This is a genomic window from Citrobacter sp. wls716 (assembly GCF_005280975.1).
GTDB classification, from domain to species: Bacteria; Pseudomonadota; Gammaproteobacteria; order Enterobacterales; family Enterobacteriaceae; genus Citrobacter; species Citrobacter youngae.
This window is the reverse complement of the sequence record NZ_SZWX01000021.1, coordinates 187051-205996: the sequence shown is the minus strand read 5'-3', so window position 1 is coordinate 205996 and position 18946 is coordinate 187051. Positions and strand designations below refer to the sequence as shown.

The following is an 18946-nucleotide window of genomic DNA, read 5'->3' as shown; positions in this document are numbered from 1 at the left end:
AGGAATGCCTGATGGCGTTCCGCTTATCAGGCCTACTGGTACTGACGTAATACCTTGTCCAGTAGGCCGGATACGGCATCCTCTCTATTACTTCACTTCCACCACGTTCAGACGCAACTCATCTAACTGGTTTTCATCTTCTTCCGGCTGCCAGCCTGCTGGTTGCAGTGGGATCTCTTCACGATCGAATGCCAGATCACCGCCATCTACCACTTCTGAGCCGTGTTTGATGCCTTTAAAATCGAACAGATTAATATCGCTCAGGTGAGAAGGCACCACATTCTGCATCGCACTGAACATCGTTTCAATACGACCTGGATAGCGCTTGTCCCAGTCACGCAGCATATCAGCGATCACCTGACGTTGCAGGTTAGGCTGTGAACCACACAGGTTGCACGGAATAATCGGGAAACCTTTCGCTTCAGAGAAGCGCTCGATATCTTTTTCGCGGCAATAGGCCAGCGGACGGATCACAATATGCTTACCATCATCGCTCATCAGCTTCGGCGGCATGCCTTTCATTTTCCCGCCGTAGAACATATTTAAAAACAGCGTTTGCAGGATGTCGTCGCGATGGTGTCCGAGCGCAATTTTGGTGGCGCCTAATTCGGTTGCCGTGCGGTACAAAATGCCGCGGCGCAGACGAGAACAGAGAGAGCAGGTCGTTTTGCCTTCAGGAATTTTATCTTTGACGATCCCGTAGGTATTTTCTTCGACAATTTTATACTCAACACCCAGTTGTTCCAGATACTCCGGCAGGATGTGCTCCGGGAAGCCCGGTTGTTTTTGATCCAAATTTACGGCGACCAAAGAAAAACTGATTGGGGCGCTTTGCTGCAAATTCCGCAGGATTTCCAGCATGGTGTAGCTATCTTTCCCACCGGAAAGACACACCATAATGCGATCGCCGTCTTCGATCATATTGAAATCGGCAATAGCTTCACCTACGTTACGACGCAGGCGTTTCTGTAATTTGTTCAGGTTGTATTGTTCTTTCTTACTAATATCTTGATTTTGCGACATTTAATAGAGGCTCAATTCGTAGTGTGGCATCAGAAGAGTATGCATCACGCCGGATAGTCCGGCAAAAAAAGTCTGATATAAAAACTGTGGCGTGTATGGTACGGATAAGCGGGAAAAATGTCAGCACATTTAGGTCAGGAATCGCGGGGTAAAAGAGAGGAAACAAAAAAGCCCGCAACGGTGTGCGGGCCAGACAGCTTAGCGAACCACCAGAACTGAACACTCCGCGTGACGCACCACGGCTGCGGCGTTAGAGCCCAGCAGATAAGTGGTGATGTCCGGTCGGTGTGACGCAATAATGACCATGTCTGCAGGTAATTTCCTGGCTATCTCCAGGATTTTATCTTTTGGTGCACCTTCAGCAACGTGAACATGCACTCTGTCCGTTGGGATATTGAACTTCTTGATAATCTCTTCCAGTTGAGATTTTGCTTCGGCTTTCAGATCGTCCATGGCCGGTAACTCTGCCGAGTAGGCCAGTCCCAGAGAAGCGTAATAGGGCAGTGACGGAATAACGGTCAGAAAATGGACCTGCGCATCGTCAATTTTTGCCTCTGCTTCAACATGGGCAATAACGCGTTGAGTTAATTCTGAGTCTGAAATATCGATGGGTACAAGAATCGTTCTGTTCATAAAACCTCCTGTTTAAGTATCCATCTAAAGCTTACCGCGTAATGGCACTTTATGTACAATGACAAAGATCACATTTTGGCATCACTTTATTTTGATTTCAGGAAATTTCCCTTTTATAACCCCATCATAAAATCGGCCCTTAGAGACCACGCTAAGGAAATCACGAAAAATACGCGCCGGGACATGCTGATACTGCAATGTAGTGAGTTGATGAAAGCGAATTTCCAGTGTGCGAGAGGATTCGTCATAGCCGACGGATGCAATACGGGATGATTTAACGGGGTGATGATTCATTGCAGGTATCCTCTACTACAGGTATTAATGCAAGATATCATCTATCAAAGGTGTATTTTAACGCAACAGATATAATGTTTTGATCTGGATAAAACAGAATTGCGATAACAGAAAGGAAAGCCCGCTGTTGCCAGCGGGCTATCAGAGACAGATTAGAACTGGTAAACCATACCCAGTGCTACAACGTCATCGGTAGAGATGTCGTTCTGGGTGTAGAAGCTTTTATCTTCATCCAGCAGGTTGATTTTGTAATCAACATAGGTAGAGAAGTTTTTGTTGAAGTAGTAAGTAGCGCCTACGGATGCATATTTCACCAGATCCTGGTCGCCGTCAGATCCATTTACGCCCAGATCTTTACCTTTAGACATCAGGAAAGACACTTCCGGACGCAGACCGAAGTCGAACTGGTACTGTGCAGTGACTTCGAAGTTCTGAGTTTTGTTGGCAACAGTATATTTGCTACCTTTTGAGCCGCCATACGGAGTCATATTGCGGGTTTCGGAGTACATGGTTGCCAGATAGATGTTGTTCGCGTCGTATTTCAGACCGGCAGTCCACGCATCCGCTTTGTCGCCGCCAGCAGTGGATTGATTTACCTGCTCGTTGGTACGATCGGAAGAGGTATATGCTGCACCGAAGCTTACGCCCATACCCAGATCGTAGGTAGAGGAGATACCGAAGCCGTCACCGTTGGAGTTCTTCACATTACGGTCACCACTATTATTGGTGCCTTCCTGCCCGTTTTGACTTTCGTTCGCGCCCTGATACTGCAGCGCAACGTTCAGACCGTCAACCAGACCGAAGAAGTCGGTGTTACGGTAGGTCGCTACGCCGTTAGCACGACCGGTCATGAAGTTATCAGCCTTGGTATAGGAGTCGCCACCGAATTCTGGCAGCATATCGGTCCAGCCTTCTACGTCGTACAGTACACCGTAGTTACGACCGTAGTCGAATGAACCGTAGTCGCCAACTTTAATACCGGCGAAGGCCAGACGAGTCCAGGAATCACCTTTATCGCCGCTTTCAGTACCGTTAGCCTGAACCTGATATTCCCACTGGCCATAACCGGTGATCATATCGTTAACCTGAGTTTCACCTTTGAAGCCCATACGCATATAAGTCTGATCGCCATCGCTGTTGGCGTCGTCGGAGAAGTAATGCAGGCCGTCTACTTTGCCATAGAGATCTAATTTGTTGCCGTCTTTATTATAAACTTCAGCAGCGTGAGCAGCGCCTGCAGCCAGCAGGGCAGGAATTACAAGTGCCAATACTTTTCTGTTCATTGAAATAATCCTTTAGTTTTTTTATTAACCTGTGACTACCCGTGTAGGGAGTAAAAGCATGCTAAAGGAGAAGTTCCGTAAAGAGATAAATATGAATTGTTACGCCTTAAGTAAAACCTTAAATAAATAATTCTGCTGAAATGGTGATAATTATCATGAATGTTTTGTTGTGAAAATATATAAAATAAAAATTATACAAGTGAATCTCATTGCGTTATTCTGCGCGGGTTATATGCCTTTATTGTCACGACTTAATTTATTGTCGTTGGTATGTTGGCAGGAATGCTCACTACTCAGCGAATAAATTGACAAGCCCGAACAATTGTTCGGGCTTTTTTTTGACTCATGGTTAATACCTGACAGAGCGTATTAATCAGTGCTGCTCTTTTCTGCTTTTCCTGCCAATTGCGCCAGGAAATCGTAGCGTTTTTGCAAGTCAGCCGTTGCGTCTTTCCACAGTTGCTCCGCAACCTCGGGTTGTTGAGCATTCAGGCGGCGGAAGCGCTGCTCGTTCATCAATGTCTCAGCCAGCGCGTCTGACGGTGGGCGAGAGTCCAGCGCCAGTGGTAGTTTACCTTCGTCTGCACGACGCGGATCAAAGCGGTACAGTGGCCAGAACCCGGTAGCGGTGAGCTGGCGCATCTGATCGTGGCTTAGCGCAAGATCGTAACCGTGCTCCTCACATGGGCTATAGGCGATAATCAGCGACGGACCTGGATAGGCTTCCGCTTCCTGAATCGCTTTCACCGTCTGGTTTAGCTGTGCGCCCAGAGAGATCTGTGCAACATACACGTGCCCGTACATCATCATACTGACGCCAAGATCTTTACGCGCCTTGCGCTTACCGTGCTCGCCAAATTTGGTGACGGCCCCGAGCGGCGTGGCTTTCGACGCTTGTCCACCCGTGTTGGAGTAACATTGAGTATCCAGCACCAGAATATTGACGTTCTCGGTCAGGCTCAGGACGTGATCCAGGCCGCCAAAGCCAATATCGTAAGCCCAGCCGTCGCCGCCAATCAGCCAGATGGATTTTTCGACCAGCGCGTCGGCATCGGTTAACAGCTGCTGTGCGCCTTCGACATCTTTCAGGTGCTGGCGCAGCGCGGCAACTTGCTCACGACGGACTTCTGGTGTTGCCTCCGCGTGCAGGGCGTCATTCAGCTCAGCCGGGATTTTATCGGCAAACTGTTCCAGTAAACGCATGACGCGCACACGATGCTGATCCACCGTCAGACGGAAGCCCAGACCGAACTCGGCGTTATCCTCAAACAGTGAGTTCGCCCATGCAGGTCCACGGCCATTGGCATCGGTGGTATACGGCGTTGAGGGCAGGTTACCGCCATAAATTGATGAACAGCCGGTCGCATTGGCGATCAGCATACGATCGCCGTACAGCTGCGTAAGCAGTTTGATATACGGCGTTTCACCACAGCCAGAGCAGGCGCCGGAATATTCAAACAGCGGCGTTATCAACTGCGAGGTACGAATATCAATACGTTCCAGTTTAGTGCGATCAATCTCCGGCAGATTGAGGAAGAAGTCGTAGTTAACTTTTTCTTCTTCAACATGCTCAAGGCGCGACATCATATTGATGGCCTTGATCTCCGGATTTTGCCTGTCTTTCGCAGGGCACACTTCGACGCACAGATTACAACCGGTGCAATCTTCAGGTGCAACCTGCAGGACATATTTTTGACCGCGCATATCGCGTGATTTCACATCCAACGAATGCAGGCTGGCAGGCGCGTTTTCCATCGCTTCTGGTGAAACCACTTTGGCGCGGATTGCCGAGTGCGGACAGGCGGCAACGCAATGATTACACTGGGTACACAGATCTTCTTTCCAGATTGGGATCTCTTCGGCAATATTGCGTTTTTCCCAGCGCGTGGTACCCATCGGCCAGGTACCGTCCGGCGGTAACGCTGAAACGGGCAGGGCATCGCCGAGTCCGGCGAGCATCGCTGCGGTGACGGTTTTCACGAAATCAGGCGCGGCATCGGAAACTACCGGCGGACGGTTGGCGCTGTGTGGATCAACCGGTTGCAGTGCCACTTCGGCAACGGATTCACGTGCCAGCGCCAGCGCCTGCCAGTTACGTTCCACCAGATCCTGACCTTTATTGCTGTAGCTTTTCGCAATCGCACCCTGTAATTCAATCAGCGCGCTGTCACCAGGTAAGATTTGCGTCAGATGGAAGAATGCCATCTGCATCACGGTGTTAATACGCGCAGCCAGACCACACTCGCGCGCGATTTTGGCCGCATTAATCACATAGAAACGGGCTTTCTTCTGATTCAGGACCGCCTGAACTTCCTGCGGCAAACGCGCCCAGACTTCATCCACGCTGTACGGGGTATTGAGCAGGAAAATACCGCCAGGCTTCAGACGCTCGGCCATTTGATATTTATCGATAAACTGCAACTGATGGCAGCCGACAAAATCAGCCTGCGATACCAGATACGCGGAACGGACAGGCTTCTCACTGACGCGCAGGTGAGAAACGGTCAGGCCACCTGCTTTTTTCGAGTCATAGACGAAATAGCCCTGCGCGTACCACGGCGTGGAGTTACCGATAATCTTGATATTGTTTTTGGTGGCCGACACGCTACCGTCACTGCCCAGACCGTAGAACAGCGCTTCGAGCTTCGCGGTACCGGGCAGGGTGTTTTCTGGCAGAGGTAGCGACAAATTGGTGACGTCGTCATAAATACCGACCGTAAAACGTGATTTGGGCTTAGCGCTGCTCAGTTCAGTAAAGACCGCCATGACGCAGTCCGGGCCAAACTCTTTAGAAGAAAGCCCGTAACGTCCGCCAATCACGCGCGGTAGGGTTTCCCGCTCACCGCAGTTAAAGGCTTCTGCCAACGCGGTCATTACATCCAGATACAACGGTTCTGCCTGGGCGCCAGGCTCTTTGGTGCGATCCAGAACGGCAACGCTACGCGCCGTTTCTGGTAATACTTGCAGTAAATGTCTGGCGGAGAAGGGGCGGAACAGTCGAACTTTCAGGACGCCAACTTTCTCTCCACGAGCAAGTAACTCGTCGACGACTTCTTCGCAGGTACCAATCGCAGAACCCATCAAGATAATGACGCGTTCTGCCTGCGGATGACCGTAATATTCAAAGGGTTGATACTGGCGGCCCGTCGCCGCGGCGAAGTCGTTCATCGCCTGTTCGACGTTTTCGTAAACCGCGTTGTACCAGGGGTTTGTCGCTTCGCGCGACTGGAAGTAGGTATCCGGGTTCGCAGATGTACCGCGAATAACCGGATGCTCTGGATTAAGCGCGCGGGCGCGGTGAGCATCGATTTCCGCCTGCGGCATCAGTCCGAGGATCGTGTCATCGGCTAGCGGCACAATTTTATTGATTTCATGCGAAGTACGGAAACCATCAAAGAAATGAATAAAAGGCACCCGACTTTTCAGGGTGGCGATTTGTGAAATCAGTGCGAAATCCTGTGCTTCCTGGACGCTGCTGGCGCAGAGCATCGCACAACCCGTCTGGCGCACCGCCATTACGTCGGAATGGTCACCGAAGATAGACAGCGCATGAGTAGCAATCGTACGCGCGGCAACGTGCAGCACAAATGGCGTCAACTGACCGGCCAGTTTGTACAGCGTTGGGATCATTAGCAACAGGCCCTGCGATGAGGTAAACGACGTAGAGAGCGCGCCGGTCTGCAACGCGCCGTGAACGGTCGCGATCGCACCGCCTTCCGACTGCATTTCAACGACGCGAGGGGTATCCCCCCACACGTTTTTAAGCCCGTTCCCGGCCCAGGCGTCTGCCTGTTCCGCCATCGTCGAACTTGGTGTAATCGGGTAGATGGCGATAACTTCGCTGGTACGAAATGCGACCGAAGCAACCGCACCATTACCGTCAATTGTTTGCATACTGACACCCTTACATTGCGCAAAAAGAGGGATCCGCGTAACCGCGGCGAATCCTGTAGTTATATCTTTCTATTCTAGCAAAAGCGCTAAAGACAGATTTTCGCTTTTGTGTCCTGGGAATAAGCAGAATGAATGGTTTGATCAAAGGAGGAGCCAAAAAATTGCCAGAAAATGTAAACAGCACGCATAAATGCGCATTTTGCCTCTCGACGGCAGTGTTTCCGCTGCCTATTATTTATGGCTGTGTCGTTTGGTTAATATTCAGAGGGGAGTAAGATGCGCGCAGCGTTTTGGGTAGGGTGTGCCGCGTTATTATTATCGGCTTGCAGCAGTGAACCTGTTCAGCAGGCAACCGCCGCACACGTTGCACCGGGCATGAAGGCCGCAATGTCCAGCTCCGGAGAAGCCAACTGTGCCATGATTGGCGGTTCGCTATCCGTTGCCCGTCAACTGGATGGTTCTGCTATCGGGATGTGTGCATTACCTAACGGCAAACGCTGTAGTGAGCAGTCGCTTGCCGCCGGAAGCTGTGGGAATTATTGAGCCACTGCTTTTACTACATTAAATCTGCCAGTTTAAACGTCAACGTTTGTTCTGCTGTAGCCAGCGTTAACTGGTCAGCAGTCAGATCAACCTGTGCGCCTTGCTTAAACATCTCGCTGACGATACCGTCGAGCGCGTTAAGCTGTGGATCGGCGCACATCATGCGCGTCATTGCCATGTCTTTCACTTTTAATTCACCGTCGGACAGCTTGCCCTGACCGTGGAACTGATTACACATTTTTCCCGACACCGTCATATTTTCACCGAAACTTAATTCAGGTGGGGTATTGGCGACGGTTACCGGCTTGCCATTGACGCTCTGTAAAACAAAACGGTGGTGCTGTAACTGTTCGCGATTGACGGAAATTTTTCCATTGCTCACACAGCCAGCCATAAGCATGCTGAGCGCAATCAGCGTGACAATTTTCTTCATTAACTTTCTCTACGTTCGTGGCGGAATTGAATTCATGATGGTAATGATATCGCCAGATTTATCATCGAGGGTTATCTGAAAATGCTCCCCCGGAGGCGGGGGAGCGGAATGATTAGAAGAGGGCGTTCGGGCAGGTTTCGCCTTTGGCGATTTGAGCCAGATTCTGCAAGGTTGTTTCAGAAATGCTGGTCAACGCTTCGGCAGTCAGGAATGCCTGATGCCCGGTGAACAGGACGTTATGACAGGCTGACAAACGACGGAACACATCATCCTGAATCACATCATTGGACTTATCTTCAAAGAACAGGTCGCGTTCATTTTCGTACACGTCCATCCCCAGGGAACCGATCTTCTGGTTTTTCAGCGCGTCGATTGCTGCCTGAGAATCGATCAACGCCCCGCGGCTGGTGTTGATAACCATCACGCCATTTTTCATTTGCTCAAAAGCTTCGTGATTGAGCAGATGATAATTTTCTGGTGTTAACGGGCAGTGCAGGGAAATAACATCAGACTCCGCAAACAGTGTTTTAAGATCGACATATTCAACGCCTAACTCCAGCGCAGCAGCGCTTGGGTAGGGATCAAACGCCAGCAGGCGCATACCAAACCCTTTCAGGATCCGCAGTGCAGCAACACCGATTTTACCTGTACCAATCACCCCAGCCGTTTTGCCATACATGGTAAAGCCGGTCAGCCCCTCAAGAGAGAAGTTGGCGTCACGCGTACGCTGATAAGCACGATGGATACGGCGGTTCAGCGTCATCATCATACCGATTGCATGTTCGGCGACGGCTTCAGGTGAATAGGCAGGAACACGTACAACCTGCAAGCCCAACTCTTTCGCAGCGTCCAGATCGACGTTATTGAACCCGGCGCAGCGCAGCGCGATGTATTTCACACCGTGCTTTTTCAGTTCTTCCAGAACAGGGCGGCTGCCATCGTCGTTGACGAAAATGCACACGGCTTGACAACCATGGGCGGTTTTCGCTGTTTTTTCCGTCAACAGAAAGTCAAAGAATTCAAGTTCAAAACCAAAAGCCTCGTTAACCTGCTGCAGATACTTCTTGTCGTACTGTTTTGTACTATAGATGGCGAGTTTCATAAGACTTTCTCCAGTGATTTTGACGTCACATTAATTCAGTTCAAATTATTTTACAAAATCTAAAAAGTTATTGGTAGTCATAGATATAATGAATAATTCTAGAGTATCTCTTCTTAATGTGGGCACATTGCTGGATTTAAACCACTTTACTCAGCATAGGGTGATGGCGGCATCGTATAATTCGCCGACGGTCATGCCGTCCGCAAGATGTTTTTCCGTTACCGGCGAGTACTCGACCAGGTCAGGCAGGCCGTACTTAATGCGACGGTTTGAGCTGCTCTTGCCCGGCGTCAACGGGTGATAGCACCAGCGCCGCTGGTGAGATCCAGCTCGGCATAAACGCGTGCGGTGAGCTGTCTTTCTGCTTCTTTGACTTTATTCAACGTTGCCTGATGGGCTAACGTGGGCAGGCAAAATGCCGTGAGCAGAGGGATGAGGGACAGACGAAAGTGGCACAGTCATATTCTTCCTTGGGGGATGTCTTAACATAACTAGATATATAGCAAATACATAAGGTTAAATGTAGTTCGACACATGAGTGTTAGCTTTTACCTGGTCGTTCCTGGTTATGGACATTCGTACTGATAGTAGACTCTTGTCTCCAGGAGTCTACTATCGCCGAACAGGGTATACTTGTGTTATTCAGAATGTTTGAATTCATTATTTATTCATTCATTGATTTTCCAGTATTGCCCAGCTTCAATGTAGCTTAGCCCGATGCGTTGGGATGCTCGCTTGTTATCATTAATAAGATAAAAAATATCTGAAAGCACAGAACGTTCTTCGCTTGGGTAACTATGGCCTATAAAGCTAGTATCAACATTAGTTGCGTCAATCGATTCTATTCCAGGATAATAAATCAAACCAGTAGACGAATCACCCGCTCGCGGATAACGGTGTATCGTCTGGGATGCGGCTAACGCCTTATCTGTTGATGAAGCATATAAAGTAACAGGTTCTCCTTGTGCCACCAGTGCAGGGGCAATGTCTCGTTTGAAAACATCGGCATCTATGTCAGGAGCAGTTAGAATGACCTCTTTTATGCGATTTCGATAATCTGTATTTGTATTCAATACATCAATAACCGCCCGCGATAAAATTCTATTACCCATGCTGTGGGCTATCAGGTAAATATTTTTTGAATCGGATTTCTCAAGAAAATCGATAAGGAAATGTTTTAGGTTGGTTTGTGTCCACTCAGCATTTTGCTCATCGATGGTATAAGCAGAAGTTCTGGCCTGTGAAGGCCAGCTATAAAAAACAGGGACCATATCGATGTTTAATCATAGTATATTTGAGCTGTTTTTCTGGCTGCCTCGGCGAATGAGACATTATACCCATGAACGAAAATGAAGGTCTTTTTCTCTGGTATATTGCTTACTGTGGATACAAGGTAATTGAAAAAAACATTTTTAGCTAAAGGCGTTACACCAAGTAAGGCCACGTGTTTTTTGGGATCTTCTTTGAACTCAAGCTTTAAAAATGAAGGTTGTTCAGTTACTCCTATAATGTGGTGTCGAGGAATGCTAACTTCACAGAGTCCATAGGAGATTGAGGCTCGATTGATTCCATATGATTGGTTGGGTGGTGCGCCGCTGTTATAATTTCTATCGGTGGCATACAAAACCTTGACAATGGCATAATCTGGTTTTTGAGCTAATATATTTATTTCATTGCTGCTAGATGCCATACTGGTAACACCTGTGTTGGACATGCCGCAACCATTTAGTATGGCTATAAAAATACTGAACACTATGTATTTTAATATTTTCATTTTGCTTGACCTTGCTTTAAACTTGGTTAGAGTGTCTTTCCTTTATTGATTTTTTCTGAATGTTACCAACTAAAATTAATCGGGGTAATTAAGATTTACGTATTTCCGTAGGGAATGGCATTAATAAAATGGTTTTAATTTGGACTGGCAGGATAGTAATATTTTATTAGTGACTGTTTATTAGATGACGCATGTGGTTAGCCAAAGGGCATCAGACTTCTGATTGATACCGCGCTAGTAATTACTACGAACCTCCTACCGAATACTCACTGTTTCTGACTCATATTTTCAGGAAGCAACCCGCATGGTTTCTGCTATCGGTTGACCAAACGCTCTTCACCGTGAGGGAGACAATATGTTTGGACTTGAAACGCTTGATATATTAATTGGGATAATGACTGTGTATTTCATGTTTGGGATAGCATGTACCGCGATTGTTGAAGCTATTTCTGCGTGGACCCGTATTCGTAGTCAAAATCTTGACGTGGCGCTGAGCGAGTTCCTTTCAGGCGATCTGTCTCAAAATCAGCAATTTATTACTCAGTTTTTTGAACATCCGTTAATTCAGTCCCTAAGTAAAGGAAACCAGGGGCGTCCTTCCTATATTCCCCCAGACATTGTCGCGCAAGTCGTGGAGGCGTTAGTTGTCAGCAAAAGTGCGATGGCAACGCTCTCCGCTGGAGTGAATGCCATGCCGGGAAATGCCAAAAATAATCGGATCAAAGGCATCCTCGAAACAGTGGTGGCGCAGACGGGCAATAACGCGGCCACGTTTCGCAACGCGGTTGCAAAACAGTTTGATGCGGTAATGGATCGCGCCTCGGGTTGGTATAAACGAAAAATGCAGACCATCACGTTGATTGTCGCCACCGTTCTGGTTCTTGGGGGGAATATTGACACCCTCAACCTTGCGACTGTGCTGGCCTCCAATCCTGATGTTCGAGAAAAAATGGTGGCGATCGCGCAGCAGGAAGTCAATGAGGCGAAAAATCAGGCTCAGGACAAGGAGCGCATCGCGACAGCTAAAGGCAAATATAACCACGCGATTGCCGTTATGCAGTCTGCAGGCTTCGAACTGGGCTGGAAAGGATGGCCGCAAGGGGGGGCTGAATGGCTGGCAAAAGTGGTGGGCCTGCTGGTGACTATTTTCGCCGTCTCACTCGGCGGACCTTTCTGGTTCGATATTCTTCAACGGGTTATGCAGGTCCGTTCAACTGGCCCAAAACCAGCAGCACCGGGTAAATCCGACAGTCCGAAAAGTAAGTGAAGTGTAACGGTTAACTATCGACAGAGAGGGCATCATGATACTTACACCCGCACAGAAAAGTCTCTGTGAACGAGTTTTGAATGCGTTTGAAACCGGCTCGGCCGAAGGCGATTACTCGGCTATCGCGATATTCCATGATGGTCCTCACGGGATCAGGCAGATCACTTACGGTCGTTCACAAACTACGGAATACAGCAAATTGCAGGATCTGGTGACCCGCTACGTTAATGCAAATGGGCGATTCAGCGCCGATCTTGCTCCGTTTGTTGCAAAGATAGGCAATATCGCACTGGTTGACAATGAACCGTTTAAGGACTTATTACGACGAGCAGGGCGCGATGATCCGATAATGAAATCGGTACAGGATCGGTTCTTTGATGAGCGCTACTATTTGCCTGCGCTGAAATGGGCACAGGACTTTGGTTTTAAAGATGCGCTCTCATTTCTGGTCATCTATGACTCATTTGTTCATAGCGGCACTATTTTGACGTTCTTGCGCGCCCAGTTTCGTGAGGTGCCTCCAGCCAGTGGCGGTGATGAACACACCTGGATTTCCCAGTATGTTGAAGTGAGAAATTCATGGTTAGCCAACCATAGCAACCCCGAACTTCATCCTACCGTTTATCGTACAAAATGTTTGCGATTTGAAATAGATCGCGGCAACTGGGATCTTTCGCAGGTCCCCATTAACGCTAACGGTATACCCGTCGGGCCCTTACCTGATATATCAATCACTCAGACATCGATACCTCCGGTGGAACAACCCAGCGTTCCGTATTTTGGTGAGGAAGCACCCGTTTCTGGTTTTGCGGATAACGCCGCGTCGATCGCCGCTGACGAGTGGCATTTTTTTGGCGAGCAGCGCTACAACCGCAATGGTGGCCTTCTTCATTCCGGGCACAAAGAGGGTGAGGATGGCTGGTGGCAACGTGTTGGCCTGTATTGGGCAAAAATCGGGCGGGACGATCTGGACGGGCGAGATCATGACTGGCCGTGGTCGGCGGCGTTCATTTCATGGGCCATACGTCAGGCTGGCGCGGGGGAGCGTTTTTCCTACTCTGCTTCGCATGCGACGTACATCAGCAAATCGATCCGCGACAGAAATCAGGGTAATGCTAAAGCGTTGTACTGGGGATACAGGCTGAATGAGCGTAAACCGCAGGTGGGGGATTTGGTTTGTTGGGACAGAGACCCCGACAAAGTCGTTGATTACGATCATCAGCATCTGGGCAACTACAGCAGTCACACCGACTTAGTTGTTTCCGTAGGCACTAATGAGATTGAAATTATTGGCGGTAATGTTGGTAATTCGGTGACACGACGCCCGTTGGCGCTCACCGCCGACGGATTCCTTGCCAGCGATGTACAAGGAGGGGAAACGCTGTTTGCCATCATGGGGTATCGCGGAGAGTGAAAAATGAAACGATCTAATATAGTGCTTAAATACGCTGCCCCGCTAATGTTTTGCACTTTCCTTTTACTGAGTGGGTGTGCCTTATTCGTTTCACACTACGATGCAGGCGCGTACCAGAACTTCACAAATTTAAAGGCGTTCCACCTTAAATTTCTCGAAGATAATACAGCTAAACCCGGGAATACCTTTGATGAAACTAAGGTAAAGGCTACTTGCGATACCGGGGACCTCAAGTTCCGTGAGGCGACGGAATATGCTGCAGGCAAACATGATGACTCACGTGTACGGGCTATTCATTATCTCGATAATGTCTTTGAGAGTGATTGCCGAATGGCGATGAAGGATAAAAAGTTATTTAGCGTCGTCTATGCGGATGAAAAAACCGATGTAGTTAAGTTGAACTACGATCTGGCCATTCGGGGAGAAAGTTCCCGTGTGGGGTCTGTTGTAAAATAGGGGATGAAAAATGTCAGATATTGATGATGCCATGAATGCGATTAAAAATGAGGTTGCTGAATCCATTAAAGAACAACTGAAAGCGCTCTTGCTCTCGGCAGCAAAAGATACGAATGAGGTAATAAACGATACCGGTAAGAAAATTGCGTACTGGCTGCGTCTTCGTGGGCAGGGAAAACTGAGTGACAGTGAACTGGAGGCGTTGCTCTACGCCAGAGATCAACTGCTGCGACAATATAAAAACACGGTGGAAATTGCAGCAAGAGCTCAGGTTGAGAAGATTGCTATTTCGCTGGTTAATATTGTGCTCGACAAATTATTGGGCATTGCCTTTCACCAGAAATGAGGCACGGCATAGGGCTAATAGGGCGAAAAAATGGTCGGTTTTCTGCGCCACTGACGGATGTGGTATAGGGTATCTCACTGAGAGACCACTATTTTTTATTACCCACAACCTATAAATATTACATATATTTCAATGGTATCTATTCTTAAGGTGGGCATGTTTAGCTAAACATGCCACAATACTGGCCTAAACCGGCTTAAATTTTCGCTAAATCAGGATATTAACTACCCATGAAGGGTAAATATAAAGCCGTTCTGGCACTCCTCTTATTATTGATTCTCGTGCCGCTGACGTTGGTCATGACGCTTGGCCTGTGGGTTCCCACGCTGGTGGGCGTCTGGTTGCCTGTCGGCACGCGTATTGCGCTGGATGAGAGCCCACGGCTGACACGGCATGGGCTGCATATCCCGGAACTTCGCTATCTGGTCGATGATTGCCCGCTAGCGCGCATTACTCAGGCAGAGCTCTCTCACCCCAGCCGCTGGTTGCTTAATGTTGGGACAATTGAGCTCGACTCGGCTTGCCTGGCCAAATTGCCGCAGGCAGAACCCTCGCCGGTAGCGCCAAAAACGCTGGCTGAATGGCAATCAATGCTACCCAATACCTGGATTAACATCGACAACGTTATTCTCTCTCCATGGCAGGAGTGGCAGGGGAAACTGTCGCTCTCGCTAACGCCCTCTACCCAGCAGCTGCGCTACCAGGGTGAAAAAGTTAAATTTCAGGGGCGTCTGCACGGACAGAATCTGACGGTAAATGAGCTGGATGTTGCAGCATTTGAAGGGCAGCCGCCGATAAAACTGGTCGGTGAATTTACCATGCCGCTGGTTCCTGATGGACTACCAGTGAGCGGGCATGCGGTTGCTACTCTGAGCTTGCCGCAGGAGCCAACGCTGGTTGACGCCGAACTTGAGTGGCAAGAAAACAGCGGACAACTGATCGTCATGGCACGGGATGCGGCCGATCCGCTTCTCGATCTGCCATGGGAAATAACGCGTCAGCAACTGACTATCAGTGACGGTCGCTGGAACTGGCCTTATCAGGGGTTCCCGTTAAGTGGGCGTCTGGGGGTGAAAGTTGAAAACTGGCAGGCCGGTCTGGAAAATGCCGTGTTGAGTGGGCGTCTGAACATTCTGACGCAAGGCGATGCCGGTAAAGGAAACGCCGTATTAACGTTAGGGCCAGGTAGGCTCGGTGTGGATAGTAGCGATATGCCGTTACAGTTGATCGGTGAGGCGAAACAGGATGACCTGATCTTTTACGCGAAGTTACCCGCCAGACTTACCGGAAGCCTGATCGATCCGCAGCTCGCTTTCGAGCCAGGGGCATTGCTGCGTTCCCGTGGGCGAGTCATCGACTCACTCGATATTGACGAAATTCGCTGGCCATTGGCTGGCGTTAAAGTGACACAGCGCGGTGTGGATGGGCGTCTGCAGGCCATTTTACGAGCGCATGAGAACCAGATGGGTGACTTTGAGTTACACCTTGATGGTCTGGCCAATGATTTTCTTCCTGATGCCGGTCGTTGGCAGTGGCGGTATTGGGGCAAAGGCAGTTTTACACCGATGCATGCGCTTTGGGATGTCGCGGGCAAAGGGGAGTGGCACGACAACACCCTGAGACTTTTCGACCTCTCGACCGGGTTTGACCAACTGCAATATGGCACCATGAAGGTGGAAAACCCGCGTCTGGTGATGGATGCGCCGATTGTGTGGGTCCGTGATGCCGAAAAACCGACGTTTAGCGGTGCGCTTTCGCTCGATGCCGGAAATACGCTCTTTAGCGGGGGCAGCGTCTTACCTCCTTCAACGCTGAAGTTCAGTGTTGAAGGGACTGATCCGACGATTTTCCAGTTCAAAGGTCAACTTCATGCCGGAGCAATTGGTCCTGTACAGTTGAATGGGCGCTGGGATGGGATCCGCCTGCGTGGCCAGGCCTGGTGGCCAAAACAATCACTCACCGTTTTCCAGCCATTGGTACCACCGGACTGGAAAATGAATCTGCGCGAAGGTGAACTTTATGCGCAGGTGGCGTTCTCCGCCGCGCCGGAGCAGGGCTTTGAGGCGGGGGGGCACGGCGTACTGAAAGGGGGTAGTGCCTGGATGCCTGATAACCAAATTAACGGTGTCGATTTTGTGCTGCCGTTTCGTTTTAGCGAAGGCGTATGGCAACTGGGTACGCGGGGGCCGGTGTCATTACGTATTGCGGAAGTTGTGAATCAGGTTGCTGCGACAAACATCACCGCCGATCTGCAGGGCGGGTATCCCTGGAGTGAAGACAATCCGTTGCTGTTAAGCGATGTCAGCGCCGAACTACTGGGTGGCAAAGTGGTTATGCAACAACTGCGGATGCCGCAGCACGATCCGGCATTGTTACGGGTGCAGAATATCTCCTCCAGCGAACTCATCAGTGCGGTAAATCCGAAGCAGTTTGCTATGTCGGGTCCGGTCAGCGGTGCGTTACCGTTATGGCTGAATAACGAAAAGTGGATCATCAAAGACGGATGGTTGACCAACCCAGGACCAATGACGTTGCGTATTGATAAAGACACGGCGGATGCCGTTGTCAAAGATAATATGGCAGCCGGTGCGGCCATTAACTGGCTGCGTTATATGGAAATAAGTCATTCCTGGACGAAAATAAATCTGGATAACCTCGGTGTTTTAACCATGCAGGCAACGGTGACTGGCAACAGTCGGGTGGATGGCAAAGTGGGAACGGTTAATTTGAATTACACCCACGAGGAAAACGTCTTTACGCTATGGCGCAGTTTGCGTTTTGGCGACAATTTACAGGCATGGCTTGAACAAAATGCAGCGCTGCCAGAAACCCATTGCCCGGAAGGCAAGGAATGTGAGGAACAACAATGAAAACGATAGCTGCCATGCTGGGACTGCTTGCGTCATCTCTGCTGGCGGGGTGTACCCCCAGAATCGAAGTGGCTGCGCCTAAAGAGCCCATCACTATCAATATGAACGTCAAAATCGAGCACGAGATCCATATCAAAGTGGATAAAGACGTCGAGAGTTTACTGAAATCGCGCAGCGATCTGTTCTGAGGTCACGATGAAAAAACAGCTTGTAGCGATCCTGGTGGCGTTAAGTTTTTTGAGCGGCAACGTATGGGCATTGACGCTGAATGAAGCCAGAACGCAGGGACGGGTAGGTGAGACGCTTAACGGCTATCTTGTAGCGCTGAAAACGGATGCTGAAACGCAGGCGCTGGTGAATGAGATTAATAAAGCGCGCAGCGCCAGCTATCAGCAACTGGCTGAGAGTAACAACATTCCGCCAGATGAAGTGGCGAAAATGGCCGGACAAAAGCTGGTTGCTCGCGCCAAACCCGGCGAGTATGTACAGGGCATAAATGGGAAATGGTTAAGGAAATAATAATTCATTTCTGAGCAGGAGCTGACAAGTATTGCATTCACATGAATTATTCATCGATATCGCAATAGTTGCCACACTGCATGATATCGATGTTGATATAGTTCCCCTCCGGTAGCGTCCTGGGGTGAAATCATGTGGCTTTTCAAGTGGTATGTCTGGAATCGTTGGGTATTCAAGCTGTTAAGCCGGGATGTCGCGGAGCCGGAACAATTTTTACAGCATTGCTGGGAAGAGAATCTGGCGAAGTGCAGGGATTACGCAACCATCTGGCGTGATATTAATCGCATTCACGGGAAGCAGGCAAAGAAGTAAAAACCCTCCCACCGGATGGTGAGAGGGTCAATCATCAGGCAGCGACGACGCTGTCGATTGCCGCTTTTGCATCGGATTGTGCTTTAGATGCCACTTCCGGACCGTAAGCAATGCCTTCCGCGAAGACGACGTTCACGTCGGTGATACCGATAAAGCCCAGGAACACATTCAGATACGGGGTGATCAGGTCGGTCGGCGTATCTTTATGGATACCACCACGGCTGGTCAGCACGATCGCACGTTTTCCGGTTACCAGACCTTCCGGGCCTTTCTCGGTGTAACGGAAGGTCACGCCAGCACGGGCAATCAGGTCGAAGTAGTTTTTCAGTTGCGTTGGGATGTTGAAGTTATACATCGGCGCGGCGATAACAATCACATCATGCGCTTTCAGCTCAGCGATCAGTTCATCGGACAGCGCGAGCGCTTCTTGCTGGCGTGGCGTCAGCGGCGTATCGCTCGGGCGCATCGCACCCACCAGCTCGCCATCCAGCACTGGAACAGGATTTGCAGCCAGGTCACGGACGGTGATTTCATCAGCGGAGTGCTTTTCACGCCACTGTTCAACAAAATAATCAGACAACTGACCAGACTGAGAGTACCCTGCCAGAATACTGGATTTAAGAACTAATACCTTGCTCATGGGTGTTTCCTTTTATGTGTTTGAAGGGGATGTGCCCCGTTGCTTGTTGACACTTTATTCACAATCCTGCCGCAGTGATAGCGCAATATATCGAATCCTATGTTCGAAATTATTGAACAACACATGAAAAGCGCCGATGTGGT

At 49.5% G+C, this 18946-nt stretch carries 19 protein-coding genes and 1 pseudogene; 9 read left to right on the top strand and 11 right to left on the bottom strand.

Annotated features, from left to right (window positions below):
* Window positions 1-87 precede the first annotated feature (87 nt).
* The 5 genes from ttcA to nifJ form a co-directional block, all read right to left on the bottom strand.
* Window positions 88-1023: a tRNA 2-thiocytidine(32) synthetase TtcA gene (gene ttcA, locus FDX24_RS03615; RefSeq protein ID WP_048211549.1), complete on the bottom strand. Its 936-nt coding sequence runs from the start codon at window positions 1021-1023 to the stop codon at window positions 88-90.
* A 198-nt stretch (window positions 1024-1221) separates the two neighbouring features.
* Window positions 1222-1656: a universal stress protein UspF gene (uspF, locus tag FDX24_RS03610; protein WP_005126652.1), complete on the bottom strand. Its 435-nt coding sequence runs from the start codon at window positions 1654-1656 to the stop codon at window positions 1222-1224.
* An 81-nt stretch (window positions 1657-1737) separates the two neighbouring features.
* The gene (locus tag FDX24_RS03605) at window positions 1738-1950 is read right to left on the bottom strand and encodes a KTSC domain-containing protein (protein WP_071887345.1); all 213 of its coding nucleotides are present in this window, start codon (window positions 1948-1950) and stop codon (window positions 1738-1740) included.
* A 152-nt stretch (window positions 1951-2102) separates the two neighbouring features.
* Window positions 2103-3233: a porin OmpC gene (gene ompC, locus FDX24_RS03600; protein WP_137363851.1), complete on the bottom strand. Its 1131-nt coding sequence runs from the start codon at window positions 3231-3233 to the stop codon at window positions 2103-2105.
* Window positions 3234-3602: 369 nt separating this feature from the next.
* Window positions 3603-7127, bottom strand: coding sequence for a pyruvate:ferredoxin (flavodoxin) oxidoreductase (nifJ, locus tag FDX24_RS03595; RefSeq protein ID WP_137363850.1), 3525 nt, complete (start codon window positions 7125-7127; stop codon window positions 3603-3605).
* Between the two features lie 276 nt (window positions 7128-7403).
* Here nifJ and FDX24_RS03585 point away from each other — a divergent pair, with 276 nt between their 5' ends.
* On the top strand, window positions 7404-7670 hold the full coding sequence (locus FDX24_RS03585; protein ID WP_003020360.1) for a DUF333 domain-containing protein: 267 nt from the start codon (window positions 7404-7406) through the stop codon (window positions 7668-7670).
* A 13-nt stretch (window positions 7671-7683) separates the two neighbouring features.
* Here the strand turns inward: FDX24_RS03585 and hslJ are convergent, their stop codons facing one another.
* From hslJ to FDX24_RS23520, 5 genes and pseudogenes are all read right to left on the bottom strand, one after another.
* A complete protein-coding gene (gene hslJ, locus FDX24_RS03580) occupies window positions 7684-8103 on the bottom strand; it encodes a heat shock protein HslJ (RefSeq protein WP_061067973.1) in 420 nt (139 codons plus the stop codon).
* A gap of 112 nt (window positions 8104-8215) precedes the next feature.
* Complete coding sequence (locus tag FDX24_RS03575) at window positions 8216-9205, bottom strand: 2-hydroxyacid dehydrogenase (RefSeq protein ID WP_137363849.1); 990 nt, start codon at window positions 9203-9205, stop codon at window positions 8216-8218.
* A 156-nt stretch (window positions 9206-9361) separates the two neighbouring features.
* Window positions 9362-9663 (bottom strand): annotated as a pseudogene (locus tag FDX24_RS23605) (class A beta-lactamase LEN-27); the annotation flags it as partial.
* Between the two features lie 210 nt (window positions 9664-9873).
* The gene (locus FDX24_RS23525; protein WP_212732644.1) at window positions 9874-10476 is read right to left on the bottom strand and encodes an alpha/beta hydrolase; all 603 of its coding nucleotides are present in this window, start codon (window positions 10474-10476) and stop codon (window positions 9874-9876) included.
* Window positions 10477-10484: 8 nt separating this feature from the next.
* Complete coding sequence (locus tag FDX24_RS23520) at window positions 10485-10895, bottom strand: alpha/beta hydrolase (RefSeq protein WP_212732643.1); 411 nt, start codon at window positions 10893-10895, stop codon at window positions 10485-10487.
* Window positions 10896-11388: 493 nt separating this feature from the next.
* On the opposite strand from FDX24_RS23520, the gene FDX24_RS03560 reads away from it, so the two are divergent.
* The 8 genes from FDX24_RS03560 (at window position 11389) to FDX24_RS03525 (ending at window position 18163) form a co-directional block, all read left to right on the top strand.
* Entirely contained in the window at window positions 11389-12246 is an 858-nt protein-coding gene (locus FDX24_RS03560; protein ID WP_124021175.1) for a hypothetical protein, read from the top strand.
* Between the two features lie 34 nt (window positions 12247-12280).
* Window positions 12281-13660, top strand: a complete 1380-nt coding sequence (locus FDX24_RS03555) for a DUF2272 domain-containing protein (protein ID WP_137363848.1) — start codon at window positions 12281-12283, stop codon at window positions 13658-13660.
* Between the two features lie 3 nt (window positions 13661-13663).
* Window positions 13664-14116, top strand: coding sequence for a hypothetical protein (locus tag FDX24_RS03550; RefSeq protein ID WP_048211556.1), 453 nt, complete (start codon window positions 13664-13666; stop codon window positions 14114-14116).
* Window positions 14117-14126: 10 nt separating this feature from the next.
* On the top strand, window positions 14127-14462 hold the full coding sequence (locus tag FDX24_RS03545) for a hypothetical protein (RefSeq protein ID WP_048211557.1): 336 nt from the start codon (window positions 14127-14129) through the stop codon (window positions 14460-14462).
* Window positions 14463-14692: 230 nt separating this feature from the next.
* Complete coding sequence (locus FDX24_RS03540) at window positions 14693-17332, top strand: YdbH family protein (RefSeq protein WP_137363847.1); 2640 nt, start codon at window positions 14693-14695, stop codon at window positions 17330-17332.
* On the top strand, window positions 17329-17520 hold the full coding sequence (locus tag FDX24_RS03535) for a YnbE family lipoprotein (protein ID WP_045442846.1): 192 nt from the start codon (window positions 17329-17331) through the stop codon (window positions 17518-17520). The genes FDX24_RS03540 and FDX24_RS03535 overlap by 4 nt, the downstream gene beginning before the upstream one ends.
* Before the next feature lie 7 nt (window positions 17521-17527).
* Complete coding sequence (locus FDX24_RS03530; RefSeq protein WP_061067968.1) at window positions 17528-17851, top strand: YdbL family protein; 324 nt, start codon at window positions 17528-17530, stop codon at window positions 17849-17851.
* 132 nt (window positions 17852-17983) lie between these two features.
* Window positions 17984-18163, top strand: a complete 180-nt coding sequence (locus FDX24_RS03525) for a hypothetical protein (protein WP_048211566.1) — start codon at window positions 17984-17986, stop codon at window positions 18161-18163.
* Between the two features lie 34 nt (window positions 18164-18197).
* On the opposite strand, the gene azoR is transcribed toward FDX24_RS03525, so the two are convergent.
* Window positions 18198-18803: an FMN-dependent NADH-azoreductase gene (gene azoR / locus FDX24_RS03520; protein ID WP_005126702.1), complete on the bottom strand. Its 606-nt coding sequence runs from the start codon at window positions 18801-18803 to the stop codon at window positions 18198-18200.
* Window positions 18804-18946 lie beyond the last annotated feature (143 nt).

Bases quoted from the DNA above. Each gene is read 5' to 3' on its own strand.
- ttcA (WP_048211549.1), bottom strand. From the start codon at position 1,023: ATGTCGCAAAATCAAGATATTAGTAAGAAAGAACAATACAACCTGAAC.
- uspF (WP_005126652.1), bottom strand. From the start codon at position 1,656: ATGAACAGAACGATTCTTGTACCCATCGATATTTCAGACTCAGAATTA.
- FDX24_RS03605 (WP_071887345.1), bottom strand. From the start codon at position 1,950: ATGAATCATCACCCCGTTAAATCATCCCGTATTGCATCCGTCGGCTAT.
- ompC (WP_137363851.1), bottom strand. From the start codon at position 3,233: ATGAACAGAAAAGTATTGGCACTTGTAATTCCTGCCCTGCTGGCTGCA.
- nifJ (WP_137363850.1), bottom strand. From the start codon at position 7,127: ATGCAAACAATTGACGGTAATGGTGCGGTTGCTTCGGTCGCATTTCGT.
- FDX24_RS03585 (WP_003020360.1), top strand. From the start codon at position 7,404: ATGCGCGCAGCGTTTTGGGTAGGGTGTGCCGCGTTATTATTATCGGCT.
- hslJ (WP_061067973.1), bottom strand. From the start codon at position 8,103: ATGAAGAAAATTGTCACGCTGATTGCGCTCAGCATGCTTATGGCTGGC.
- FDX24_RS03575 (WP_137363849.1), bottom strand. From the start codon at position 9,205: ATGAAACTCGCCATCTATAGTACAAAACAGTACGACAAGAAGTATCTG.
- FDX24_RS23525 (WP_212732644.1), bottom strand. From the start codon at position 10,476: ATGGTCCCTGTTTTTTATAGCTGGCCTTCACAGGCCAGAACTTCTGCT.
- FDX24_RS23520 (WP_212732643.1), bottom strand. From the start codon at position 10,895: ATGGCATCTAGCAGCAATGAAATAAATATATTAGCTCAAAAACCAGAT.
- FDX24_RS03560 (WP_124021175.1), top strand. From the start codon at position 11,389: ATGTTTGGGATAGCATGTACCGCGATTGTTGAAGCTATTTCTGCGTGG.
- FDX24_RS03555 (WP_137363848.1), top strand. From the start codon at position 12,281: ATGATACTTACACCCGCACAGAAAAGTCTCTGTGAACGAGTTTTGAAT.
- FDX24_RS03550 (WP_048211556.1), top strand. From the start codon at position 13,664: ATGAAACGATCTAATATAGTGCTTAAATACGCTGCCCCGCTAATGTTT.
- FDX24_RS03545 (WP_048211557.1), top strand. From the start codon at position 14,127: ATGTCAGATATTGATGATGCCATGAATGCGATTAAAAATGAGGTTGCT.
- FDX24_RS03540 (WP_137363847.1), top strand. From the start codon at position 14,693: ATGAAGGGTAAATATAAAGCCGTTCTGGCACTCCTCTTATTATTGATT.
- FDX24_RS03535 (WP_045442846.1), top strand. From the start codon at position 17,329: ATGAAAACGATAGCTGCCATGCTGGGACTGCTTGCGTCATCTCTGCTG.
- FDX24_RS03530 (WP_061067968.1), top strand. From the start codon at position 17,528: ATGAAAAAACAGCTTGTAGCGATCCTGGTGGCGTTAAGTTTTTTGAGC.
- FDX24_RS03525 (WP_048211566.1), top strand. From the start codon at position 17,984: ATGTGGCTTTTCAAGTGGTATGTCTGGAATCGTTGGGTATTCAAGCTG.
- azoR (WP_005126702.1), bottom strand. From the start codon at position 18,803: ATGAGCAAGGTATTAGTTCTTAAATCCAGTATTCTGGCAGGGTACTCT.